The organism is Gillisia sp. Hel_I_29 (assembly GCF_000744275.1).
Classification (GTDB): domain Bacteria; phylum Bacteroidota; class Bacteroidia; order Flavobacteriales; family Flavobacteriaceae; genus Gillisia.
This window is the reverse complement of sequence record NZ_JQLP01000005.1, coordinates 376,997-403,846: the sequence shown is the minus strand read 5'-3', so window position 1 is coordinate 403,846 and position 26,850 is coordinate 376,997. Positions and strand designations below refer to the sequence as shown.

Here is a 26,850-nt window from a genome sequence, read left to right as displayed (position 1 = left end):
TTGTAATTCCTTGTAATTTAATTTTAAGCACATGAAACACGTTTATTATCTGGTATTATCAATTCTCAGTTTAAGCGCTTTTTCACAAGAGCGTTTGGAGGTTACACCCCCTGCCTTTATTAGAAGTATAGAGTTCACTGGTAATTCAGATTACAGTGGGAATCCAATTATTCAACTGGGTGAAAATTTATCTTTGGCATTTGATGATATTATAGGAGACGAAGCAGACTACTATTATACTATAGAGCATTTTAATTACGATTGGTCTCCTTCCAACTTAGTTAAATCTGAATATTTAGATGGCATAGACAATGTAAGAATATTTAATTACAGCAATTCCTACAATACCCTACAGCCATATACGCACTACGAATTGAACATACCCAATAATGACATAAAACAACTAAAAGTATCTGGAAACTACATTATAAGCATCTTTAACAGCTCCAAAGAAATTGTATTTTCCAGAAAGTTCATGATATATGAAAATCTATCCAAAGTTGCTGTCGCAATAAAAAGATCTAGAGACTTGCAATATATCAACACAAAACAAATAGTAAATATTGAGATCAATTCTCAAGATCTACTTATTAGAAATCCGGAGAGCACCGTAAATATCTTAATACTTCAAAATCAAAACCTAAAACAGGCAATTAGAAACATAAAACCCCAATATACCATTGGAAATAGCCTTATATATAAATATGATAGTCCCACCTCTTTTTGGGCGGGCAACGAATATCTTCAATTTGATAGCAAAGACTTGAGATCTCCAACTTTAAATATTAGCAGAATAGAACTAGATGCACTTTATCATCATTACCTTTTTACCAACTCGTCTAGAGACACACAGCCCTACACATATAATCCAGACATCAATGGACAGTTTGTAGTGAGAACACTTCAAGGCGAAGACTCCAACACCGAAGCTGAATATATCTGGACCCACTTCAGTCTTCAGAATTTTGAAAATTTAAGCGGAGGAGAACTTCACATATACGGTGCTTTCAACAACTTTGAGGTAGATAACTCTACATTGATGAAATACAGTAAAGAAAAAGGACTTTATGAAAATGCCAGACTCTTTAAACAAGGCTTTTATAATTACAAATATGTTCTAGTACAAAAAGACGGAAGTTTAGATGAAGGTTTTATAAGTGGGAATTTTGATGAAACCGAGAATTTCTATCAGGTTTTGGTATACTTTAGAGATCTGGGAGCTCGGTATGACAAAATTATTGGTCTTGGAAATGCAAACTCCATAAATATCACAAATTAGCAAACTATAAGAATCTACGGCGTATCTCATTCTATGAAAGATAATAATACTATTAAAAAGTACAGAGGGACCACCTGCCTCAATTGCAATCATCCTTTAGATATTAGCGATAACTACTGCGCAAATTGCGGACAAAATAATAGCATTAAAAAATTATCATTTAAAGACTACGTAAACGAATATTTTGCAGGGGTTTTCTCCTATGATTCCAGAGTGAATCTTACACTTTTCACCTTGCTATTTAGACCCGGTAAGATCACAAAAGATTATGTGAACGGAAAGAGAATGCGATATGCAAATCCCTTTAGATTTTATCTTAGTGTATCAATAATATTTTTTATCATTTTCGGATTTTCAAATAATTATGAAGGAATAACAGAAAGCGACCCAGATACGGTAAAAAACGAACTTACGGATAAAGAATTGGAGGACCTGCAGCAAGACCTAAATGAACTTCCTGGCAATGTAAAGGTCAATTTAGATACCTTAATTGCGCTTCAGAATTTAAGAGATACCGTTACTACAAAAAGTTATAAGACTAAATATATAACACAAAATAAAGTAGATAGCCTTTCTTTCTTTGAAGCTACTTCAAAACGATTAGAACTTTATAATGCATTTCACGAAGAGACAAAAATTACATCTTCCACAGTAGCTCTGGATAGCTTACATCATAACAAAACAAATTATAACGAATGGCTTTATAAGAAAACCATAGATTATAATTTTATGACGGAGAACCCGAAGATCTTCCTAAATTATATATTAGGAAAAATGCCTCTAATCATATTCTTCTTCTTACCTGTTGTAGCATTATTCAATTGGTTATTATACTGGAGACGTAATTTTAATTATATGGAGCATCTGGTGTTTATCTTTCATGTTCAAAGCGTGTTCTTTGTACTTCTAGGATTAAGCCTTTTGCTCAAAGAGATCTTTAATATAGACTTTTTTACACCTTTAGCTACCTTACTATTTCTGTTCTATCTCTATAAAGCAATGCGAAATTTTTATGAGCAGAGTAGATTCAAAACTATTGTTAAATTTCTGATTATAAACACTATATTTCTTATTTTAGCTGTTATAGCAACCTTAATTACTCTTTTTGCATCCTTTGCTATCTATTAATTATGATACAACAAGTAACTAGCGGCATAAAAATTTCCGTAGAAACTAATTTTGAAGGCACTTTTTATAAGAATTATAAAATTCACTTTGCGTTTGGCTATCAAATTACGATAGAGAATCAAAGTAAAGATTCCGTTCAATTAACATCCAGATTTTGGAAGATCAAAGACGCTCTAAATAAAACAGAGATCGTACAAGGGGAAGGAGTAATTGGAAAAAAACCGGTTTTAAAACCCGGCGAATCTCATACGTATAGCAGTGGTTGCTTATTAACATCTCCTTTTGGAGCTATGAGTGGTTATTATAACATGGTAAATTTTACAACTACTAAGAAATTCAAAGTTTCCATTCCATCATTCAAATTAAGTGCTGCTTTTGCGCTCAATTAAAATTTTGTTCTTACCAATTTTGTTATTTCTAGATCTTCATATATCATTTCTATGGCATTAGATTGCTTTATAATTTGAGTTATGCTTTTGGTTTTAACAAAACCTCTATCCATTATTACATCAGTATTCTTATCACCATTTCCTGCCGCATGATGAAATTTCCATAATGAATTTGCATCTATTTCATTATTAACGCTAAAGTCTTTCAACCAACTAATCCGTTCTGATTTCATCTCCTCTGAATAAAGTGGTGAAGAAGACCATATTATAAGTTCTTCTTTTATTTCCCTCACATGTTTTCTTTCTCCATCCCAAACTAGTTCTATAAATTTTAGATCCATATTCCAATCTCCTGCAATTAAAGTGAATGGTTCGATATTTTCTAGATCATAATTATTTAGCAACTCAACAAGATTCTTAGCCTTTAAAAAATCTTTAACCACCACTCCCCTACTAATTCTATATTTATCCTTTCTAATGTGTGATTTAAATTCTCCATTCAACAAACATATTACTCTACAATTATCGCTAAGCCCTATCCAAGTTCCTCCTGCTTCTGCATCTTTGGGGTAAAGTATGGTTACATTATCTTCAGTGTATTTCATCGGAATAAATGTAGATCTCCCTGCAGCCTCATCCCTATTAGATGTTAAAACAAAATCATTATTTTTCAAAAAATTCCGGCTAAGAGTAACGGTGCACATAGATATACTAAAATTTAGATTTTAACTTCATTACAAAAATACGTTAAACCTAAGGAGTCTGTTTACAGGTCTCAGGTTAAACGACTTAATTTTTTTACCTTTAGCCTTATAAATAGAAAACATCAAAAAAAGTATAAATAATTATGGGAAAAGGATTTTTTCAAGTTCCAACAGCTATAAATGAGCCAATCAAATCATATGCTCCTGGAACTCCTGAACGAGAAGAAGTATTAAATACTTATAAAGAAATGTGGAACACCAAAATGGATGTACCACTTTATATAGGATCCGAAGAAATTAAAACTGGAGACACTATGGGAATGCGCCCACCGCATGACCATAAACATGATTTAGGATCATTTCACTTAGCTGAAAAAAAGCATATTGAGAAAGCTATTTCTACTTCCTTAGAGGCAAGACAGCAATGGGCAGACCTAGATTGGGAACAACGTGCCGCGGTATTTTTAAAGGCTGCAGATCTTATTGCTGGTCCGTATAGAGCTAGAATAAATGCTGCCACGATGATTGGACAGTCTAAAACTATTTATCAAGCCGAGATAGATTCTGCATGTGAACTCATAGATTTCTTAAGATTTAATGTGGAATATATGTCTCAAATCTATGAAGAGCAACCAGAATCTTCTGCTGGAGCTTGGAACAGAATTGAATATAGACCTTTAGAAGGCTTTGTATATGCAATTACTCCATTTAACTTTACTGCTATTGCCGGTAACCTTCCTGCAAGCGCTGCTTTAATGGGGAATACTGTTATTTGGAAGCCAAGTGATAGTCAGGTATTTTCTGCACAAGTAATCATGGAAGTGTTTAAAGAAGCTGGAGTGCCAGATGGAGTAATTAATATGGTAATGGGAGATCCTGTAATGATCACCGATGCGGTATTAGCTAGTCCAGATTTTGCTGGTATACACTTTACCGGAAGTACAGATGTGTTTAAAGGTATTTGGGCTAAAATCGGTCAGAATATAGATAAATATAAAACTTACCCTCGAATAGTTGGAGAAACCGGTGGAAAGGATTTCATCTTAGCGCACCCTACAGCAAATGCTAAGCAGGTTGCAACCGCTATCTCTAGAGGGGCTTTTGAATTCCAAGGACAAAAATGTAGCGCGGCTTCTAGAGTTTACATTCCAAAAAGTATGTGGAAGGAAGTTAAGGATTACGTTGTTGAAGATGTAAAATCTTTTAAAATGGGTTCACCTCAAGATATGAGTAACTTCATAACTTCTGTAATTCATGAAGGATCCTTTGATAAACTGGCTAAATACATAGACAAGGCTAAAGAAGATAAAGATGCAGAAATTGTTGTGGGAGGTAGTTATGATAAATCTAAAGGATATTTTATAGAGCCTACGGTTATCTTAACAACAGATCCAAAATATACTACAATGGAAACAGAACTTTTTGGACCCGTTGTAACCATTTATGTTTATGATGATAACAAATGGGAAGAAACACTTAAGCTAGTAGATGAAACAAGTATTTACGCCCTTACTGGTGCTGTACTTTCTGGAGACAGATATGCTGCTACCCAGGCAACTAAAGCACTTCAAAATGCTGCAGGTAACTTCTACATAAATGATAAACCAACAGGAGCCGTTGTTGGGCAACAACCTTTTGGAGGAGCAAGAGCAAGTGGAACCAATGACAAAGCAGGTTCTAAACTGAATTTATTAAGATGGGTTTCACCTAGATTGATAAAAGAAACTTTTGTAGCTGCTAAAGATTACAGATATCCATTTATGGGAGAATAATTGGCTCTCCATAAATCAACATCAAAAAGCTCGTAGTTATTCTACGAGCTTTTTTTATGAACTATTAGCAAGTCCTTAAATCTTAATTCTTATTAATGCTATTACTTAAATAGATATTCTCCAAGTTAACTTCTGATTTAACACTAAATAATTATAGATCTTTTATAAATGCATCTCTAGATTAGATGTAGAGTTATATTAAAAAAGAGCCTTATTTAGTTGAAATCACAATTTTACCGGTTGAAAGTTCTATAATAATTTTTAGATTTTCTTAAAGAGAGTTGATTAAAAAGATGTATTTCATCGATAAACGCCGTTTTTTACCAAATTAAAATTCGCTAAGTTCTTAATTTATATAATTTTATGCTAATTTTGAACATTGTCCCAAAATGTTCTGAATGAAGAAAATTACTCAAAAAGTAAGAATCCTACTTCTTATCTTATTTGTTGCAGGTTCTACTTTAAACTTAATTGCTAATAATATTACTACTTCTTTTTCCAGCTTCAAAACTGGGGACAAAGCTTCTTTTGCCTTATTTAAAAAAGTAGAGCTAAATTCAACATTCGACACTAGTTTTTCGGAAAGACTACAGAATAAATTGGAATCTTATTCTTTAAAAAAAGATTTTTCAGATAGAATCTTGAAAATTGAATTAGCAGTCGTTGAAAATATAGTAAACAGAACTGCGCGATTAGAAAGCAATTATGCTCTTAATTTGTTTTTAAAACCTTCCATAACACTTGGAGAAATATCTGCACTTTGTAAAGGAACTACTACTGCAATACTTCCATATAGCGCAACTTCTAATTCTCCAAATAAATATTCCATAGTATTTTCTACCAACGATAAAAATTTGGGATTTAATGACGTTTCAGCAAAATCTCATCCGTTTTCATCAGGGGCAGGAAACATAAGTATAGTAGTTCCTTCAAATGTACCTTATGGAACATATACTGCTACATTTTTTGTAAGTAATGCGGCCAAAGGAGATGACAGAACAATAACTATAAGAATAGAAGATAGTCAAAAACCTACCATATCGGCTCCAGCAGCTGCTTCGGGAACCACCAATGTTGCATGTACTTCCACCAATGTCAATTTAGGTTCACCAGCAGTAGCAGACAATTGTACAGCTAAAGCCAATTTAACTGTAACCAATAATGCACCTTCTGCTTTCCCTATTGGTAACACTACAGTTACTTGGACAGTGAAAGATGCAGCCAACAATACTGCAACCGCCACTCAAATAGTAACAGTTACAGATAATATTAACCCAACTATTACAGCTCCAGCAAATGCTTCGGGAACAACCAATGTTGCGTGCACTTCCACCAATGTCAATTTAGGCTCACCAGTAATAGCAGATAATTGTACTGCTAAAGCTAATTTGACTGTAACTAATAATGCACCTTCTGCATTCCCTATTGGAAACACTACAGTTACTTGGACGGTAAAAGATGCAGCCAACAATATTGCAACCGCTACTCAAATAGTAACCGTTACAGATAATATCAATCCAACAATAACAGCTCCAGCAGCTGCTTCGGGAACCACCAATGTTGCATGTACTTCCACCAATGTCAATTTAGGTTCACCAGTAGTAGCAGACAATTGTACCGCTAAAGATAATTTGACTGTAACCAATAATGCGCCATCTGCTTTCCCTATTGGTAACACTACAGTTACTTGGACAGTGAAAGATGCAGCCAACAATACTGCAACCGCTACTCAATTAGTAACTGTAACAGATAATATTAACCCAACTATTACAGCTCCAGCCGACAAAACTGTAAGTGCAGATAACAATAAATGTACTGCTTCAGGATTAAATTTAGGAATTCCCACTACTGCAGATAACTGTGGAATAAAGAGCGTAACAAATAATGCACCAGCAACTTTTCCTTTGGGAGAGACTACAATCACCTGGACAGTGACTGATAATTCAGATAATACTCAAACTGTTACTCAAAAGGTTATAGTTGAAGATAAGCAGGCTCCATCAACACCTACTTTATCCAATATAGAGAACTGGAGTTGTGGAAAGGAGATCACAAATTTCCCTACCACTATAGACAACTGTGCAGGAGAAATAACTGGTACAACTACCGATCCGCTGGTATACGAAGGTTTCGGTGAATATACAATTACATGGACTTTTACAGATAATGCATATAATAGTACAACTGCTAATCAAACAATCATTATCCCAGAACCTACAGTTGACATTCCTTCAATTAATGGAAATGAGTTTTGTAATGAGAGCACTGTTCCCGGTGTAAATTTTACTGGAAATACACTAAGCAATAAGAGATATGATTGGTCTTATAAAGCTAATAATAGCAGTAGTTTAAACATAGGGTTACCTAACAGTGGTACAGGAAATATACCAGAATTTACAGCAAAAAATAATGGTAGCGAGATTATTAATGTTGAATTTACAGTCACACCTTTTGGAAACAGCTGTAAAGGAATTCCAATAACGTTTACTTTTAGTATTAAACCGACTCCTACAATGACAAGACCTGATGATATTGTTGTTTGTTCTGGAGAACAGATTAATCAAATATCATTTCCTGATAGGATATTCTCTGTTTCTAATTCTAGTATTTCATGGACTAACAATAACACTTCAATAGGCCTAGCAGCTGTGGGAAATGGAAATATAAAAGCATTTATAGCTTCAAATGATAGTAATGAAAATGTAATTGCCACTATCACCACTACTCCTTCTGCAAATAATTGTGAAGGAATCGCTCAAAGTTTTACAATCACTGTAAAACCAAAACCTGCAATTAGTGCTACGCTAGAAAATAAGACTTATTGTAATGGAAAGTCTACTGATATTATACCCTTACAGTCTGGAGTTTCGGGTACCACCTATAATATTACAGGAGGAAGCGCGATTGGATTGGCAAATAGAACAAATATTAAAGAGATTCCTAGTTTTAGTGCAAAAGCTGGAAATGCAACTATAACTATAACTCCTGTTGCCAATGGTTGTCTGGGTATCCCCGCTACTTACACTGTATTAGTGAATCCTACACCCTCACTTTCTGCCAATCCTGCCACCCAGGCAATATGCTCTGGTGGAGTAACAGCTATTAATTTAAGTGGAAGCGGACAATCTTATAGTTGGACACTTGCAGAAGTTGGTAGTAAAATTACAGGCGCTGTAGAAGGTAGTGGAACTTCTATTGCTCAAACTCTCACCAATTCTGGCACACAACCGCAAGTAGTTAAATACAAGATAACTCCTGAAGCAAATGGATGTTCAGGTACTCCAATTACGGTTGCAGTAACTGTTAATCCACTACCAGATTTCGAAATTACTATTCCAGAATGTTTAGAATCTGTAAACCTTACAGATCCTTCTATTAAAACAACAACCTTATCTGGATTAACGTATACATATTGGCAAAATCCAGAAGCTACTACCCAATTGCAAAATCCTTCAGATGTAGGATTGGGAACATATTATATAAAAGGAACAACCTCATCAGGATGTTTTATTATAAAAGAAGTAATAGTAGATAATATAAAACCAGTTCTAACAAGTTCTATAACTCCGCCAGATATTTGCTCAAATACTGTATTTAATTATAGCCCAGAAAGTAACATAGATGGGACAACATACAGCTGGACGAGAGCCGCTGTAAATGGAATTAGTAATCCAGAAGCTTCCTCTACAGAAGAAAATAAAAATAACCCAAATGAAATTTTAAATAATACTACTACTAATAGTATTGAAGTTACATATGTATATACTTTAAAATCCCAGGGAGAATGCATCAATACTCAAACGGTTAAAGTAAACGTGAAACCAACTCCAGAGCTTCAAGATCAGGATTATGGATCTGAGCTTTGTAGTGGAGATTTATTCGAATATATTCCACAAAGTACTTTGGGGGGTACTAATTTTACGTGGGAAAGGCGTAGTGCCAATGGAAGTGTCCAATCATCTGGTAGTGGATCAATATCAGAAAGATTAAATAATGATACAGAGAACAATATAGTTTTTACCTATTACTATAAATTGAGTAATAGTTTATGCTCAAATCCTGAAGAATTTAGCGTGTCAGTAACCGTATTACCTACTTTTCAAGTGGAGGCCAGTGCTTCAAGAATAGAAATTTGCCCTGGAGAAAGTATCGATCTATTTTCTTCAACAGAACTTGTTCAAGACATCAAAGAAACTTTATTGTCTGAAGATTTTAATTCTGGCACCAATTGGAGCCCCAATAATGCTGGATCTGCTACTTGGTCAAGACAAAATAATTATAATCCTCCTGAAGGCGGGGGCACTATAAATTCTGGGAATGGAAGTTTTGCTGTTTCCAGTAAGTTTAATTTGAATGCTAATTCCAACAATAGAGAAGCTAACTATATCACGCCAGCATTTTCAACACAAGGCTACACCTCTTTAACGCTTAATTTTCGACATTTTTATCGTGACGTTAGCGAGAACTGGGGAGATTTTGCAGTAATTGATTATTCCATAAACAATGGCGCTTCGTGGAATGTTTATACCTTCTTTAATAATACCCAGGGCAGTCCTAATGCTTTTGCAAGTTTTAATAATCCAATTAGTGAGATAATAGGACATGATCAAGTGAGAATTAGGTTTCGCTTTCTAAATCAAGGAAATGATTCGAGAGCTTATAGTTGGGCTATTGATGACGTTACTATAACTGGAGAGATACAAAGTACTCCAGAAGTAGAATGGACATCCAGTACCGATGAAAACTGGACTTCTAACGAGCAAAATCCTACAAACGTTACACCTAGCGGAACTACGGTTTATACTGTAAAATATACAGACCCAGATTTGGAATGCCCTGGAAGAGCTTCTATAGAAGTTGTAGTTCGACAACCACCACAACCAAAAATTATAGCTGATTACTGTGCTTTCCCTGAAGATCCCAATAAGATTAGACTTTACGTGGAAGGTAATTTTGATACCTACCAATGGAATAGTTCAGGCGAGCAAATAAATGGTGGAAGGGAAATTATTGTGACTAAAGCTCAGGGATACACTGTTCGTGTAACTAAAGATGGCTGTGAAGGATCTGCATCTATAGACATTTCTAGAAATTTAATTATAAATGGAGATTTTGAGCAAGGTAATACTGGTTTTATAACTCAATACGGGTATAGAACTAATAATCCCTCAGTAAGGAACGAATTGGTTCCAGAAGGTCTATACACTGTAGATAAACGCTCAAATCCATATCATTCTGCATTTAATGATAATGGAGATCATACTACAGGGGATGGTAATTTTATGATCATTAATGGGGATCCTAATCTAGGGCAGACTGTCTGGGAGACTAATGGATTTTTAGATGTTCTGCCAAATAAAAATTATTATTTTGGGGCATGGACTACAAACCTTGTATACAGAAATGAAGCAAATAAATACGCTAGATTAAGACTTCAAATATTAGTACCTGGAAATAATACACCCGTTGCAGAATCTAATTTAGGTGACCTTACATTTCAACCTGTTGGGAAATGGGTAGAATTTTTTAATCCACAATTATGGAATTCAGGAGATAATACTAAAGTAAAAATTAGAATTATCAATGAAAATACCGTTAGAGATGGAAATGATTTTGGTATTGATGACATTTCATTTGCCGAAATTAGCTCAGTAAGTTTTGATTTCGCACCAACTTACGATCCTATTTGTGAGGATTCAAATCTCAATCTATATGCAAATTTAGAAGGCGGAAGAGATCCTATAACTTTTAAATGGACCGGTCCAAACGGTTATACCTCGACTGAAGAAAATCCGGTAATACCCAATGCCACAACTGCCAATAATGGCCTATATAGTTTAGTTATTACCGATTTTTATGGTTGTAATAATGAAAGTAAATCAATTGAAGTTAACATTCAAAAAGTTGATGCAGGAGCAGACCAAGTTGTTTGTTCTAACGGAACGGGTGTTCAATTAACGGGTGCTATATCTGGCTCTAATGCAGGTGGAACCTGGTCTACTAATGGAAGTGGAAGCTTTTCTAGTAATACAGATCTTGAAGCAATCTATACGCCAAGTATGCAAGACCTAACGTTATCCTCTATCATTCTTACATTAACATCCAATGCTACTGATGCAACTTGTAGTGATGAGGTATCCATATCTTTTAATATAGCTCCGGTAGCAGAAGTCAGCATAACTCCAGTTACATGTTTTGGCGCTAACGATGGTTCAGCCACTGTTAATATTGAGCAGAATACAGGAACAGCACCTTTTACCTATGAATGGAAAAACGGAGACACTTCTATTAATCAAACTACGCAAACAGCCACAGGACTTGCTCCGAATCCAGATGGCTATAGTGTAATTGTTACAGATTCTAACGGATGTTCTACAACTGTTATTTCCGGAGCTATCGAAGAGCCTTCTGCTCTTCAAATTGATGAAATTACTAATACGAATGTCACCTGTTTTGGTGGCCAAGATGGTTCTGCTACTATAAAGGTATCTGGTGGATTCATTACTACAGATACTTCGCTATATGTATTAAGTCTATTAGATTTAGAAGGAAATGAAATTGTAATTGAAAATTCAAATGAATCTGGATCATTATTAATAGAGAACCTCAAGGCTGGTGTTTACACTTTTACCGCTAATACAATTAATGGTTGTAGTTTACTTACTGAAAATGTTGTTATAGACCAACCCCTAGAAATTATTGTTGATGCTGGGGAAGACATTAATCCTTTAGAATGCGGAATTACAAGAGTTACACTCAGTGCAATTCTAGTAGACCCAACGCTAGGTGAAGGAAGATGGGAAGTATTAGCTCCTTCTGGAGCGACAAATGTTTCATTTGAAAATAACCTTCAGAATAATACAGTCTTTAATGGAGAATCTGGAATAACCTATGAATTAGCGTGGATCGTAAAGCCATCTATTGCAGCTTGTCCTGAAATTATTGATACCATAAATGTCATTTTACCTGAAGCATGTAGTAAATTAAATTTTGATGGAGTAGATGATTATGTAGACGCTGGTAATAATTTTGCAATGGGTCCCGATGATTTCACGATTGAAGCATGGATAAAACCAAATGCCATTTCAGGAGTGAACACCGTAATCTCTAGAAGAACAGATGGTGAATCGAACAAGGGTTATGATCTATTTTTAAATAATGGAGCTCCTACATTTAGAGTTAGAGACAGATCTGTTTCTAGCACTAAAGTAGTAAGAACAGATAGATGGTACCATATTGCTGGCGTTTATACCAGTTCAAAAATTAGTTTGTATGTAGACGGTATTGAAGTTCAGAATAACACAAATAATATTCCGAATGGTTCAGGAAACTTCGACGCACTCTTCTTAATTGGAGCTACTCATGCTCCTTTAGAAACAAAACTAACTAAACAACACTTTAATGGATTCATAGAAGAAGTGAGAGTATGGAGAAAACCTTTATCTATAGAACATATTAGATTTTTCATGAATCAAAGGTTAATAAAAGTTGGAACTAAAGTAGATGGTGAGATCTTAGATCAAGATCTTAATTTACCAAATGCTCCTACACTTACAGATTTTAATGATCTAAAAGGCTATTATCCACTAATTGCTAGAGGAGGTTCAATAGATTCTGGTAAAACTCCTAATAACGGGGCTGATGGAAATATTGCAGATGGTGTTCTAAAGAATATCCAACTTATGCAAGATAATACTGCACCATTACCATATATCTTAAATTCTGAAAATAGTAATTGGTTTACTAAAGCAACTTGGAAATTGCCAATAGATTTTAATGGAATCTCAAAAGATTTTCAATTAGTTGATGTTTGGGATGCTCCTAACAGTATTGGGATCAATGGAGAAAAGATAAATTGGAATATAGTTCAGCTTAATGGTAAATCTGTTAAGAACCCAGCAGGAAATGATATTCAGTTATTAGCGCTTCTGGATGAAAGTGGAAGTCTTAATATGGAAGGAAGTAATGAAAATAGCGGTAGCGGATTGACAATTACGCACTATCTAGACCTTGATGGTAAAATCGATCTTAACGGGGAATCTCAACTTGTGCAAACTCAAGGAAGTATTTTAGAGAAAACCAGTGCCGGATATATTGAAAGAGATCAACAAGGAACTGCCAATAGTTTTAATTATAATTATTGGAGTTCACCTGTATCACTTCAGAACGCTGGTACTAACTCTGGATATACTATTTCTAGCGTTATGCTAAATGGTACAGATTTAAGTAAACCAATTCCAATGACCTTTGTAGATGGTGCCTATGCAGCAGATGATGCAGCGGTAAACATTACAACATATTGGCTATATAAGTTTAGAGGAACAGCTAGTATTTATAGTGAATGGAAATATGTTGGAAAGAACGGAGCTTTACTTGCCGGCGAAGGATTTACAATGAAAGGCACCTCTGGAAATGCTGCTATAAAAGACAGACAGAATTATACATTCAAAGGAAAGCCTAATAATGGAGATATCTCTTTAAATATTGGTAAAAACCAGAATTATTTACTTGGTAATCCATACCCATCAGCTTTAAATGCAGATCAATTTATAAAAGACAACTTAAAAACCTCTAGCGGAGGTAATAACACATCGGGAAATATCTTTAATGGTGCTTTATATTTCTGGGATCATTTTGCTGGAAAAACGCACAACCTTGCAGAATATATTGGAGGTTATGCCACCTATAATCTTTCTGGTGGAGTACCTGCCGTAGCTACAGATGAACGCATAAATAATACGGGAGAAAGTAGTGAAGTGTACTTTGGTAATAATGCTAAGATCCCCCAAAAATATATTCCTGTAGCTCAAGGTTTCTTTGTGAACACTGTTTTAGATCCTAAGATCTCAGGAAATATCACTGTAGACGGTGGAGACGTTCTATTTAATAATGGGCAACGTGCTTTTGCTAAAGAGACAAAATCCGACTCTCAATTTTTAAGTCAGGAGAAACCAAAAACCAAAGGACAAGAAAAACAAACCGACGTAAGACCTAAGATCAGATTGGTGTATGAATCTCCAAAAGGATTTAACAGACAAATTTTGGTTACAGCAGATGAGAATACTACCAATGGATTTGATCTAGGGTATGATGCTATGTTGAATGACAATAATGCTGAAGACATGTATTGGGTAATTAACCAAAATGCTTTTGTAATTCAAGGAGTACCTAATTTCAATAAAGATCAAGTGCTTCCTTTAGGAGTAAAATTAAAAGAAAAAGGAGAGTTAACAATTAAGATCAATGAATTAGAAAACATCAAAAATGATGTAGAAATTTTTATAAGAGATGCAGCAGATAGCACCTATCATGATCTTCGAGCATCACACTTTGTAGCTACTCTAGAAGGTGGTACTTATGATTCTAAATATGCCATCGTCTTCCAGAAACCGGAGCCTACAGATCCTGATACAGGTGAAGAAATAGATCCTGAAGAGGAAGATCCAGATGATGGTGGAGATACCGATGAAGATACAGATGGTGGAACAGACGGAACTCCTATAGAAAAACCTGAAGATCTAGATGCTTTGGCTGAAATTGATGTGGTCTATTCTATGGACGATAAAATGTTGAGAGTTCTTAATCCTTCAGAGATAATGGTTGAAACTGTAGAACTGTATAATATGGTTGGACAACGTTTAATGATGTTCACTTCCATGTCTGAAGAAAACTCTATCGATGTTCCTCTGAAAGATTACCCTAAAGCTACCTATGTTGTTAAAGTGAGATCTGCTATTGGAACAGCCTCTAAAACAATATTGTTTGAAAGATAATTGGGATAGCAAAAGTTTTTATGGAGCTATTAATTGCAAAATAATATTGTGAGGAATAAAATTTTTTCCTGTAAGAACTGATAAATTAGTAATACAAAAAAAAGGGATGATAGTTCATCCCTTTTTGCTATAAGACATTCTTAGAATCCTAACCTTTAAATTTCATAGGTAGATGAACAACTTTCTTTGTCTCGAAGAATTCCTCTTCAAAATAATCTGGGAGTGAGTAAATTTTGGCTGAAGTATATTGTTCTAATTCTTCAGATAGGTCTCCTCCTTTTAAATAAAGAATCCCATTCTTTAATTCATGGTTGTTCTTCTTTGCGATCTTACCTTTTACCCAGTGCACAAAAGTTGGCATTGCTGCCACTGCTCTACTTACTATAAAGTCATATTGGCCGTCTATATCTTCTACTCTAGAATTAGTAAATTTCACATTCTGAAGCTCCAATCCTGCAACAACTTCTTCTACCACCTTAATCTTCTTACCAATAGAATCTACCAAGTGAAATTGAGTTTCGGGAAATAATATAGCTAAAGGAATTCCAGGAAACCCTCCACCGGTTCCAACATCTAATATCTTAGCATCTGGCTTAAAACTTTGAACCTTAGCTATTCCCAATGAGTGCAAAACATGACGTAGATAAAGCTCATCTATATCTTTTCTTGATACCACATTGATCTTTAAGTTCCAATCTTTATATAACTCTTGCATAGCAGTAAATTGATCTTGCTGCTCTTGAGTTAAATCTGGGAAGTATTTTTTAATTAATTCCAAAACCTTATTTTTTTTGCTAAAGTAATCAAATTTGACACGTTAATTTTCCCCAATATGTATAGGTTCCTTTTTAAAAGTTTTACCTTTGGGTAATCAGAATAAATTATGCAAGAAAATAAAGATAACGTACGCTTTTCTAGAATAGATTCGGGGAAATTTTTTCGGACCCTAAACAAACGTGTGAATGCCTATTTTAAAGATAATGACATTTCGAAGACTGGTAATTGGAAGCTCCACATCAAAGCCATTGTCATGTTTTCCCTATTTTTGGCTCCTTATTTCTTAATTTTAACTTTGGATATTTCACAATGGTGGATGCTATTACTTACCGTAGTTATGGGAGCGGGTATGGCAGGAGTTGGAATGAACATTATGCATGATGGTAACCACGGTTCTTATTCATCTAAGAAATGGATCAATAAATTTATGGGAGGAACTATATATATTCTTGCCGGAAATGTTTACAATTGGCAGGTTCAGCACAACGTATTGCACCACACCTACACTAATATCCATGGACATGATGAAGATCTTGATGCCGGAAGGATTATTAGATTTTCTAAACACGCAGAGTGGTCTAGATTTCATAAATTCCAGCATTATTATTCTGTTTTCTTATACGGGCTACTTACTTTCAATTGGGCTTTAACTACAGATTTTAAACAGACAAAAAGATATTTGAAGCGTAAATTATCTTATGGTAAACTTCCTTCTCCTGCAAAACAATGGAGTATAATTGCAATAACAAAACTTATATATGTAAGCATTTGGATAGTTATTCCTATGCTTATACTTTCAATCTCTTGGTGGAAAATATTAATAGGATTTTTTGTAATGCACTATACCGCCGGATTGATATTAAGTATCGTATTTCAATTAGCGCATGTTGTAAAAGAAACTGAAATGCCTGTTCCAGATGAGACCGGATCTATGAAAAACACATGGGCGATACATCAATTATTCACAACGGTAAATTTTGCCACTAAAAACAGACTTGTAAACTGGTTTACCGGTGGCTTAAATCATCAGGTGGAACATCATATTTTTCCAAACATTAGCCACATACATTACACTAAGATAGCAGAGATCGTTAAGGAGACTGCTAAAGAATGTAATTTGCCTTACAATGAATTTAAAACTACAAGAGGCGCAATAATAGCTCACTTTAAACATTTAAAAGAGATGGGTGCTAAACCAACCATTTCTGCTTAAAATAAAACTCATAAATATTTATGCAACACAAATTATCTGACAGGATTAATAATCTAGCAACTTCGCAAACTTTGGCTATGGCAGCTAAGACTCGCGAGTTAAGAGAGGAAGGAAAAGATATTATAGGTTTAAGCCTTGGAGAACCAGATTTTAATACTCCAGATTTCATTAAAGAGGCTGCGATACAGGCTATAAATGATAATTACAATTCTTATACCCCTGTAGATGGTTACGTAGAGCTTAAAGATGCTGTTATCACAAAATTTAAGAGAGATAATAATCTTACTTATAATAGATCTCAAATTGTGGTTTCTACCGGTGCTAAGCAATCTTTAGCCAATGCAGCATTGGTTATTTTAAATCCTGGAGATGAAGTATTACTTCCATGTCCTTATTGGGTGAGCTACGCAGAAATTGTAAAACTGGCAGAAGGAGTTCCTGTAGAGGTTCCAACTAGCGTAGAAAGTAATTTTAAAATTACTCCAGAACAATTAGAGGCAGCAATTACCCCTAAGACAAGAATGCTTTGGTACAGCTCCCCTTGTAACCCAAGTGGGATGGTTTATAGCGAGAAAGAATTAAGAGCACTTGCAGATGTTTTGGTGAAATATCCAGACATTATTATAGTAAGTGATGAAATATATGAGCATATCAACTTTATTGGGGAGCATGCCTCTATGGCTCAGTTTGACGATATGTATGACCGCGTAGTTACCGTAAATGGTGTTTCTAAAGCATTTGCCATGACGGGTTGGAGAATTGGTTACATTGGAGCTCCGGAATGGATAGCTAGAGCTTGTAACAAAATGCAAGGTCAGATTACCAGTGGCGCTAACTGTATTGCTCAAAGAGCCGTAATTACAGCGCTAGAAGCTCCAGTGAGTAAGATCCAATTCATGGTAGATAAGTTTAAAGAACGTCGAAAACTTATTATCTCACTTTTAGATAAGATTGAAGGATTTAAAACTACAGAACCAGAAGGCGCTTTTTATGTATTTCCAGACATCTCCTATTTCTTCGGAAAAACGATCAAAGGTCATTTAATTAAAGATGCTACAGATTTTTCAATGTTCCTATTAGAGGAAGCTTTAGTAGCCACCGTTACTGGTGATGCCTTTGGAAATCCAAACTGTATAAGATTTTCTTATGCTGCTAGTGAATCTCAAATCGAAGAAGCATTAAAAAGAATTAAAGCTGCAGTTTCTGAAGCTTAACACATAAAGAACTTCTATTAATACCCAAATCTTTTGAAAGATTTAATTATTATAATAAGCAAGGCTCACCTAATAAGTGAGCCTTGTTTATTATATAAAAGCTAAAAGAGTTTTATTAAAATTCACCTGAAATTTTGTCTAATATTTCTAAATAATGAGCTCTATTATTCACAAAATCATAATCTGAAATATCTATGATCTGTACTTTTATATTAGTTTGAGATTTAATAAAAGCCAGATAACTTTGATTGATCTCCATTAAATAATCCGGCTGAATGTTTTGCTCATAATCTCTACCTCGCTTCTTGATATTTTCCAATAACCTATCGGTATTTTGATAGAGATACACATAAAGATCCGGCTTCACCAATTCTTTATACATAATTCCGAAGAGCTTATTATATAAAGCATATTCATCTTCAGCTAAAGTGATCTTTGCAAAAATGAGCGATTTAAAAACATCGTAATCTGAGACTACAAAATCTGTAAAAAGATCATATTGTGCTAAATCATCTGAAAGTTGCTGATATCTATCTGCTAGAAAAGACATTTCTAATGGAAATGCATATCTATGCTGATCTTCATAAAATTTCGGCAAAAAAGGATTATCCTTAAATCTTTCCAAGATCAGCTTTGCATTAAAATCTTCAGAAATCATGGTAGATAAACTGGTTTTTCCTGCTCCTATGTTTCCTTCAATAGCAATATAATTACAAGAAGTAAAATTGTATTTCTTGACTGGATTCTTCAACGTATCTTCTGTGACATTAATTTCTGAAGTATCATTTGTTTCAGCTAAAAGCACAGCTATAGATCTTTTTAAAACTGGATGAATCTCCTTATTAGCAATATCTGCCAATGGCGCCAACACAAATTTTCGATTTTGCATTTCCGGGTGAGGTATGCTCAAATTTGAAGAGGCCACCATCTCATCCTCCATTAAGATAATATCTAGATCTATATTTCTATTACTATAAGAATTAGACTTACCTCTAACTCTACCCAATTCAGTTTCAATATTCAGCAATTTTTCTAAAACAACATCAGGAGAAAATCTAGAACCAATTTTTATACAAGTATTCAAAAAAGAATGTCCGTCGAATCCCCAAGCTGGCGTCTCATAAATTCGAGCAATTTGATGAATATCACCAACTTCTTTATAGATACTATCTATAGCTAATTGCAATATTTGCAGACGATTACCCTCGTTACTACCCAAGGCTAAATAATATATTTTAGAAGGAATCAACTTAATTTTATGAAATGTTTAGAGGAGAATTATTTAATTTCACAGCAAATTAAGTAAAACAATCTTACATAGACTTAACTTTGTTAGTAAGAGTTAAAAAAAATAATTTGAATTCTTATACCCCTAAAAAGATATTCCTGGCTCACAATATCTACCTCATACTTGCGGCGCTCTTTATAACCTCTTTGGTTGTATCTAATCTAATATTTCAAAAGTTCTTTATATGGGATTTCTTCGGCTTATACACCTTTGAGATCTCTGTAGGTATTCTACCCTATCCAATAACATTTCTTATTACAGATTTAATTAGTGAGATCTACGGAAAAAGAAAAGCAAACCAAGTAGTTACCACAGGTATTTTTGCTTCCTTATTTTCGTTACTAATTATCTATGCAGCAGATTATGTTCCCGCCACAAGCTGGTCTCCTATTGGCAATCCACTTTTCTCAAGAGTATTTGGCGCTACGGCAATAGCAGTTGGCGCTTCTATGGCTGCCTATTTATTGGCGCAATATATAGATATCCAAATCTTTCATTTTTGGAAAAAACTCACCATAGGGAAACACCTATGGCTCAGAAATAATTTTTCCACATTTCTTTCACAATTTGTAGACACCTTTGCGGTGCTATTTTTGTTATGTACCTTTAACAAAATAGACTGGCAGCTCTTTGGAGGACTTTTACTTAGCGGATTTCTGTTTAAAGTTCTTATAGCTGCCTGTGATACTCCATTTTTATATCTAGGAGTTTATTATATGCGCAAAAAATTTGATCTTAAACCTAACGACGAGTTGAATCTCGAAAATGTAACATATGAAGAAAGCATTTAAAATTATAGGAATTATACTCGCTATCTTGATCGTAGCGTTGATAGCCGCACCCTTTATCTTTGAAGCTCAGCTAAAAGATCTGGTGAAATCTACTATCAATAAAAATGTAAATGCAGATGTTGAATTTAGCGATCTCAACTTATCTTTATTTAGAAGTTTTCCTGAAGCTACGCTGGTTTTAAAAGACGTTTCTGTAATTAACAAAGCACCTTTCAAAGGAGATACTTTAGTAGTAAGCGAAGAGATCTTATTAAAAATGTCTGTTAAAGAACTTTTTAAAGGAAGCGACGAGCCTAAAAAAGTTGATGAGCTATTGCTTAATAACACCTACCTCAACATTAAAGTAGACTCTTTAGGAAACAACAATTACGATATTGCCGTAAAAGATTCTTCTGCAGCAGACACTTCTTCTGCTACTCCCTTTAAATTAGATCTTAAACATTACGAGATCAATAATTCTAAACTGAAATATATAGACGAAAGCAATAATATCGCATTGCTAATGGAAAATTTGAATCACAGCGGTACGGGTGATTTTTCTTTAGCTCAATCTGAATTAGACACCAAAACAACATCGTTGGTTTCTTTTGATTTTGATGGTGTAAACTATTTAAATAAAAATAAAGTTGCTCTAGATGCCGTCATCCAAATGGATCTTGATAATATGAAATATACATTTTTGAAAAACCAGATGATTGTAAATCAATTACCATTAACCTTTGACGGTTTTGTAAAGGTAAATGATGATAATAATGAGATAGATCTATCTTTTAAAACACCTTCCTCTTCTTTCAAAAATTTCTTGGCCGTGATTCCTGAAGTTTATGCTAAGAATATAGAAAATGTAGAAACAAGTGGAGACTTTATAGTTAGCGGAGACATCAAAGGTATTGTAGATAGTACCTATATTCCTCATTTAGATATTAAAATAAGCTCTAATAATGCTTCTTTTAAGTATCCAGATCTTCCAAAGAGCGTTCAAGACATCAATATAGATGCTGCAATTTTAAACACCACTGGAATTGCAGAAGAAACTTACATCACTTTTGATAATGTGACTTTCAGAATAGATCAAGATAAATTTTCGGCCAATGGAGATGTAAAAAACCTATTAGGGAATATGCTGGTGAATCTCAATATGAAAGGAACTATTAACCTTGCAAATCTTGAAAAAGCTTATCCATTAGAATTAGATCAAGATCTAAACGGAATTCTAACCGCAGATGTAAGCACTAGTTTTGATATGAACTCTATTGAAAAAGAACAATATCAAAATGTGAGTAGTAAAGGGATTGCTAGCATTAAGAATTTTAGCTACAAATCTCCAGAGATCCCTAATGAAGTAAAAATTTCCAGCGCCAATCTAATTTTCAATCAAGGAAATGTAAAAGTTCCTGTATTGTATATGACCACAGGGAAGACCGATATCAATGCTTCCGGAAGTATTCAAAACTTTATGGGTTATCTATTCACAGATCAGCAGCTAAAAGGAAATTTTCAGTTAAGCTCAAATACATTTTCTGTAAATGATTTTATGGTCGCAGAAACCAAAGAAGTTTCGGAAGCTAAAAATGCAGACGGTACACCGGTAAAAACAAAAACGGTAGCCACAGGAAAAGAGTCTATAAAAGTTCCATCTTTCTTAAATACTGAAATAGATTTTGCCGTAACCACTTTGCTTTATGATGATCTTAATTTGAATAATGCAAAAGGGACCATTATTATTAAAGATGAAACGGCAACCATTAAGAATATGACTACCAATGTTTTTGATGGTTCTATAGCACTAAACGGTAATGTTTCTACTAAAAATGCAACTCCAACGTTCACAATGGATCTTGCTCTAAACGCAATAGATATTGCTAAATCTTTTAAAGGTCTCGATCTTTTACAAGGCTTAGCTCCTATAGCAACAGCCTTACAAGGAAAATTACAAACCAAAGTAAACTTAAAAGGGAACTTGAATGATGATCTTACACCACAGCTAAATACGTTGGCAGGACAAGCATTATCTGAGATCTTAACAGCTAAGGTAAATCCAGAAAATTTTGCACTCCTTTCTAAGTTAGATGAGCGATTAAAATTTATCAATTTGAAAGACATCAATTTAGATGATCTTAAAAGTAAATTAACCTTTAACAATGGTAATGTTGAAGTTGCTCCGTTCGATTTTAATGTAAAAGGAATTAAAGTTACCGTTGCCGGAAGTCATGGGTTCGATATGAATATGAATTATAATCTTAGTTTAGATGTTCCAGCAAAGATGTTAGGAAGCGAAATTGGAAATACTCTATCTAAGCTTAGTGCTACAGATCTCAATACAATGACGGTTGCGGTGCCAATTGGGTTAACAGGAACTTTTCAAAGTCCGCAGATCAATTTAAATATGCAACAAGCGCTATCCAGTCTTACTCAAAAGATTGTAGCTGAGCAGAAAAAGGAATTAACTCAAAAAGGGGTGGATGCTTTAGGTAATATCTTGATGGGTAATAATAAGAATAATAAACCAACAACTACCGCAGATTCTACTCAGGTAACGCCCGCACAAACTAAAAAAGATTCTTTGAAGACAGAACAGCAAACTCAGGTTAAAGACGCTGCTACCAATATTTTAAAAGGGATTTTTAATACGAAGAAGAAAAAAGACACTACCACAGTGCAATCTAATAAGTAGATAATACTTATTAGATTTACTTGTTAAGCTGAATATATTTCAGCTTCTTTCCTAATTTCAAAAAAGACCGATAACTTTACTAGTTAGCGGTCTTTTTTTTATGAGTCATTTAATGTCTACATCACATTCAGATCAACTACAAATCCTTCATGACCGCGAACATTAAAAACCGTCCCATCATGAAATAGTAAATATTGACCTTTAATGCCTTTTAAAATTCCTTCATAAAAAGGATTTTTTCCAAGATTCAGCGTTTTTACTTTTTTTGGAAATTCGAGTACCGGAAAGTGAATTTCAGTCTCTTTATTATTTTCTATAAAATATTCTATAGCTTCTTCTGGAATAAGATGCTTTATTTTTTCACGTTCTGCAACCAAGTCTACATCTTCAATATCATTGGTTAACATTTTACGCCAATTTGTTTTATCTGCCACATGGCCTTTTAGAGCAACCTCGGTAATTCCTGCCAAATATCGATTTGGAACTTCTACAATTTCAATAGCTTCATGCGCACCTTGATCTATCCATCTGGTTGGAATTTGAGTTTTCCTTGTCACTCCAACTTTTAAATTGCTAGAATTTGCCAAGTAAACAATGTGCGGCTTTAGCTGAACTTTCTTTTCATATTCTAGGTCTCTATCTTCTTCCTCTAAATGCGCTTTGCTCAATTCTGGATTCATGATCCAATCTCCCGCTTGAGGAATAGATGTAAAACAATCATAACAAAAACCTTGTCTGAATATTTTTTTCTCCAAACCACAATTTAAACATTGATATCTTAAAAAATTAATACTGATCTTTTTATCCAGTATCTGATTGACGTTCAAGAAGTCTGACTCAAATATTAAATAATACTGAACGGTTTCTTTAAGTTCGGTGCTCATTTTTGTCAGCACCCCTTCATATCTCATATATTTTCTTTATTTTAACTGAAATGATTTTTTTTGCAAGCTTCAAAGTTTAGTTTAATTTTAGCCAGCCAATCACGCATCTTAACCTTGTTAAGTGCATAAATATAAAAAGAAAAAATGCCAATTCCGCTAGTCAATTCCATTGCTTCCTGGTTTCTAAAGAAGCGTATCCATCAGATGGAATTATTTATGAAATATCCTAACGAAGTTCAATCAGAACTTTTACGGAATCTTATAGCTACAGCAAAGAATACAGAAGTTGGCAAACGCTACGATTTTAGTAGTATTCATAATTATAAAACTTTTGCAGAGCGGGTTCCTGTTAAAAAATACGAAGATTACGAAGCAGATATAGAACGAAGCCGAAAAGGTGAAACTAACATTTTCTGGCCTTCGCCAATAAAATGGTTCGCAAAGTCTAGTGGTACCACCAATGCTAAAAGTAAGTTTATTCCTGTAAGCGACGATTCTTTAGAAGATTGTCATTATGCTGCAGGAAAAGACCTTTTATGTATGTATCTCAACAATAATCCGCAGTCTCAACTCTTTACAGGAAAAAGTTTAAGACTTGGAGGAAGTAAGGAGATCTATAGAAATAATGGTACTTCTTATGGAGATCTATCTGCAATTTTGATAGATAATATGCCTTTTTGGGCAGAATTTAGCAGTACTCCCAGAAATGAAGTTTCTTTAATGAACGATTGGGAGATAAAAATGCAAGCTATTGTAAATGAAACCATCAACGAAAAGGTTTCAAGTTTAGCCGGTGTTCCTTCTTGGATGTTGGCCTTGCTGAATAATGTTTTGGAAACAACTAAAGCCACTAATCTATTTGAAGTTTGGCCAAATCTGGAAGTTTACTTTCATGGTGGTGTAAATTTTGAACCTTATACTCAGCAATATCAAAAACTGTTGCCAAGAGATAACTTCAGATATTATGAGATCTACAATGCCTCTGAAGGATTTTTTGCTTGTCAGGATCAGAATAGCTCAAAAGAACTGCTGTTAATGTTAGATTACGGCATCTTCTATGAATTCATCCCAATGGATACTTATGGCTCTGAAGATGAGAAGATCATTCCGCTAAGCGAAGTTAGCACAGGAGTTAACTACGCCATTGTAATTACAACCAACGCAGGACTTTGGCGTTATAAGATAGGAGATACCGTTAGGTTTACTTCTACTAGCCCGTATAGAATAAAAGTTTCAGGAAGAACTAAACATCATATTAATGCTTTTGGAGAAGAACTAATCATTGAAAATGCAGAAATTGCACTTAAAAAAGCAGCAAATCTGAACAATTGCGAAATTGTAGACTATACTGCGGCTCCAATATTTATGGAGGGAAAAGAAAAAGGTGCACATGAGTGGATTATCGAATTCAAAACACCTCCCAACAATATGGAGCATTTTAAAATTGAATTGGATAAAGCATTGCAAGAGATCAATAGTGATTATGAGGCGAAGCGATATAACAACATGACCCTTAATCTACCAACCGTGCATCAGGCTCGAGAAAAGCTGTTTTATGATTGGTTAAAGAAACATGATAAAGTGGGTGGGCAGCATAAAATACCAAGACTTTCTAATTCTAGAACTTATGTTGAAGAATTACTAAGTATGTCTGGAAAGCAAACTTCAGAAGATATTTTAGAACTATAAGATTTAGAGATTTATCTCCAAGCACTTATCTTACTACAGTAAAAAAGAAAAAAGATCCTTAAATAGGATCTTTTTTTCTTTTAATATTAAAACGAATTGTTCTACAAAGCAGCATCTACCTCTGTAGGTTCCGTTACTTGTTTTCTATTACTATTATTAAATTTAAAGCTGATTGAAAGCTTTAAAACTTTATCATTATCAAACACTACATTATCTGAAATAGGACTTTGATAAGCAAAATCGAACATAAACTGATTTAACTTCAACCCTGCTCCAACCGTGATATGATTTCTAAATCCTTTTTCCTTATTCTGAGTTACATACCCTGTTCTAAAAGAAAAATTGTCATTGAAACTCACTTCAGCACCTAAAGAAAGTATTACTTCTTTAAGCTCTTCAGAAAAACCATCTTGGGCATCTGTAAAAGAATTAAATATTCCTCCAATAGCACTATCGGTAGGTAGATTACGGTTATCATCTGTTGCAGGAACTAGAAACTTCATAGCTTCTGCATAGAAAGAAATGTAATCTGTTTTTGAACTTGCTACATGGTAACCACCTCCAATTTTTAAATAAGTAGGAAGCGGATAGTCATATCCAGTCTCGTCAGAATACTTCAATTTAGAACCTACATTTTTAAGGTTAAAACCTAAAGTCCATCTATTTTGGTGAAGATCAAAAGGAGCAGAAGTATAATAACCAGCAACATCTACACTTACTGCCTGTCCGGTTTTTAAACTCACCATTGCATTCGCCTGATTGTCCGAAATATCAGATCTAATGTATCTTCCAGTTACAGACATACCAAATTTCTCATTCAATTTTAAGCTATAAGCACCTTCTAAGGCTAATTCGTTCGGAACAAAACTCCCTTTAGAAATGATCTCGCCGCCCATTTCTTCTTCCATATCTACACTTCCAAAACTAAAATAAGTTAAGGAGGCACTAATGGCAGATCTATCATTCAACTTATTGAAATATCCTGCATTGGCATAGAAAATATCATCTGCATACCCAATAAATTTTGGGATATACGATAATCCAATTCCTTGTGCTCCTTCTTCCATAAAAAGAAATTTAGCCGGATTATGGAATTGTGAGAAAGCATCTGGCAAACTAGATACCCCAACTTCACCCATTCCTCCTGCACGTGCATCTGGAACAATTTGAAGAAATGGTGCCCCCGTAATTACGGGGCGCACTAGTTCTTGGCTTTCAGCTGAAATTCCAGCTAGTAAAATAGTTAGACTTACTAATATATTTTTAATGTTCATA

The 26,850-nt window shown here is 34.4% G+C and carries 15 protein-coding genes; 10 read left to right on the top strand and 5 right to left on the bottom strand.

Going from position 1 to position 26,850, the window contains the following annotated elements; genetic code table 11:
* Nucleotides 1-31: 31 nt before the first annotated feature.
* The 3 genes from P163_RS06795 to apaG are packed head-to-tail and all read left to right on the top strand — an operon-like array spanning nt 32 to nt 2,796.
* Nucleotides 32-1,279, top strand: a complete 1,248-nt coding sequence (locus P163_RS06795; protein WP_034888956.1) for a DUF5103 domain-containing protein — start codon at nt 32-34, stop codon at nt 1,277-1,279.
* Between the two features lie 33 nt (nt 1,280-1,312).
* Nucleotides 1,313-2,407 (top strand): DUF3667 domain-containing protein, encoded by a 1,095-nt coding sequence (locus P163_RS06790; protein ID WP_034888954.1) that lies wholly within the window; start codon nt 1,313-1,315, stop codon nt 2,405-2,407.
* Between the two features lie 2 nt (nt 2,408-2,409).
* The gene (apaG, locus tag P163_RS06785; RefSeq protein WP_034888952.1) at nt 2,410-2,796 is read left to right on the top strand and encodes a Co2+/Mg2+ efflux protein ApaG; all 387 of its coding nucleotides are present in this window, start codon (nt 2,410-2,412) and stop codon (nt 2,794-2,796) included.
* On the opposite strand, the gene P163_RS06780 is transcribed toward apaG, so the two are convergent.
* On the bottom strand, nt 2,793-3,500 hold the full coding sequence (locus tag P163_RS06780) for an NRDE family protein (protein ID WP_034888950.1): 708 nt from the start codon (nt 3,498-3,500) through the stop codon (nt 2,793-2,795). The genes apaG and P163_RS06780 overlap by 4 nt on opposite strands.
* A gap of 143 nt (nt 3,501-3,643) precedes the next feature.
* Here P163_RS06780 and pruA point away from each other — a divergent pair, with 143 nt between their 5' ends.
* The gene (gene pruA, locus P163_RS06775) at nt 3,644-5,272 is read left to right on the top strand and encodes an L-glutamate gamma-semialdehyde dehydrogenase (RefSeq protein ID WP_034888947.1); all 1,629 of its coding nucleotides are present in this window, start codon (nt 3,644-3,646) and stop codon (nt 5,270-5,272) included.
* A 398-nt stretch (nt 5,273-5,670) separates the two neighbouring features.
* Nucleotides 5,671-15,045 (top strand): LamG-like jellyroll fold domain-containing protein, encoded by a 9,375-nt coding sequence (locus tag P163_RS06770; protein ID WP_034888945.1) that lies wholly within the window; start codon nt 5,671-5,673, stop codon nt 15,043-15,045.
* Between the two features lie 148 nt (nt 15,046-15,193).
* Here the strand turns inward: P163_RS06770 and rsmG are convergent, their stop codons facing one another.
* Entirely contained in the window at nt 15,194-15,823 is a 630-nt protein-coding gene (gene rsmG, locus P163_RS06765) for a 16S rRNA (guanine(527)-N(7))-methyltransferase RsmG (protein WP_034888943.1), read from the bottom strand.
* Between the two features lie 105 nt (nt 15,824-15,928).
* On the opposite strand from rsmG, the gene P163_RS06760 reads away from it, so the two are divergent.
* Together P163_RS06760 and P163_RS06755 are read left to right on the top strand one after the other, a co-directional pair.
* Nucleotides 15,929-17,035: a fatty acid desaturase family protein gene (locus tag P163_RS06760; RefSeq protein ID WP_034888941.1), complete on the top strand. Its 1,107-nt coding sequence runs from the start codon at nt 15,929-15,931 to the stop codon at nt 17,033-17,035.
* A gap of 20 nt (nt 17,036-17,055) precedes the next feature.
* Nucleotides 17,056-18,249 carry a pyridoxal phosphate-dependent aminotransferase gene (locus P163_RS06755; RefSeq protein WP_034888939.1) on the top strand — a complete coding sequence of 398 codons (1,194 nt, stop codon included), beginning with the start codon at nt 17,056-17,058 and terminating at the stop codon, nt 18,247-18,249.
* A gap of 115 nt (nt 18,250-18,364) precedes the next feature.
* Here P163_RS06755 and folK read toward each other — a convergent pair whose 3' ends face one another.
* Complete coding sequence (gene folK / locus P163_RS06750) at nt 18,365-19,468, bottom strand: 2-amino-4-hydroxy-6-hydroxymethyldihydropteridine diphosphokinase (protein WP_410503395.1); 1,104 nt, start codon at nt 19,466-19,468, stop codon at nt 18,365-18,367.
* 137 nt (nt 19,469-19,605) lie between these two features.
* Here folK and P163_RS06745 point away from each other — a divergent pair, with 137 nt between their 5' ends.
* The gene (locus tag P163_RS06745; protein ID WP_051931286.1) at nt 19,606-20,328 is read left to right on the top strand and encodes a queuosine precursor transporter; all 723 of its coding nucleotides are present in this window, start codon (nt 19,606-19,608) and stop codon (nt 20,326-20,328) included.
* Nucleotides 20,312-23,002: an AsmA-like C-terminal region-containing protein gene (locus P163_RS06740; protein WP_034888925.1), complete on the top strand. Its 2,691-nt coding sequence runs from the start codon at nt 20,312-20,314 to the stop codon at nt 23,000-23,002. The genes P163_RS06745 and P163_RS06740 overlap by 17 nt, the downstream gene beginning before the upstream one ends.
* Before the next feature lie 116 nt (nt 23,003-23,118).
* On the opposite strand, the gene P163_RS06735 is transcribed toward P163_RS06740, so the two are convergent.
* Nucleotides 23,119-23,913: a DUF2797 domain-containing protein gene (locus P163_RS06735; RefSeq protein ID WP_034888923.1), complete on the bottom strand. Its 795-nt coding sequence runs from the start codon at nt 23,911-23,913 to the stop codon at nt 23,119-23,121.
* 117 nt (nt 23,914-24,030) lie between these two features.
* Between P163_RS06735 and P163_RS06730 the strand changes: the two genes are divergently transcribed.
* On the top strand, nt 24,031-25,575 hold the full coding sequence (locus P163_RS06730) for a GH3 auxin-responsive promoter family protein (protein WP_034888921.1): 1,545 nt from the start codon (nt 24,031-24,033) through the stop codon (nt 25,573-25,575).
* 101 nt (nt 25,576-25,676) lie between these two features.
* Here the strand turns inward: P163_RS06730 and porV are convergent, their stop codons facing one another.
* Complete coding sequence (gene porV, locus P163_RS06725; RefSeq protein WP_051931175.1) at nt 25,677-26,849, bottom strand: type IX secretion system outer membrane channel protein PorV; 1,173 nt, start codon at nt 26,847-26,849, stop codon at nt 25,677-25,679.
* Nucleotide 26,850: the final 1 nt, after the last annotated feature.